This is a genomic window from Helicobacter brantae, from assembly GCF_003364205.1.
In the GTDB taxonomy this organism is placed as follows: Bacteria; Campylobacterota; Campylobacteria; order Campylobacterales; family Helicobacteraceae; genus Helicobacter_G; species Helicobacter_G brantae.
Window position 1 is genome coordinate 1 of the sequence record NZ_NXLV01000037.1, and the last position, 343, is coordinate 343.

Annotated in this window: 1 protein-coding gene; it reads right to left on the bottom strand. The window is 39.9% G+C overall.

All coding sequences use genetic code 11. From position 1 onward, the window contains the following. A partial coding sequence (locus CQA58_RS08345) for a hypothetical protein (RefSeq protein WP_170126785.1) occupies window positions 1-343 on the bottom strand: 343 nt, incomplete at both ends.

The window sequence follows — 343 nt, forward strand, 5'->3', positions numbered from 1 at the left end:
TCAAAGACTTAACATTACTTCCATTTGAAAAATCAATAGTTGTTATAGCTCCACTATCTGTGGTTACAGCTCCTGTGATTGTCCCACTTTTGCTCTCTGCAATCTTGATGGTTGTAGTCCCTGTTGAAGTATTGACTGCTCCTGTGAGGATTCCACCACTTCCATTGAAGTTGATTTCACTCTCTCCTGCATTGGCTAGATTGCCCATAAGAGTAAGATTGACACCATCTTTCAAATCAAATGTAAGAGCTTGATTTGCCCCTACATTTACTCCTTCAGTAACGCTAGTGCTTCCTGTGGAGAGAATGAGCTTATTATTTGTAGCACTATCTCCTAAAGTGAT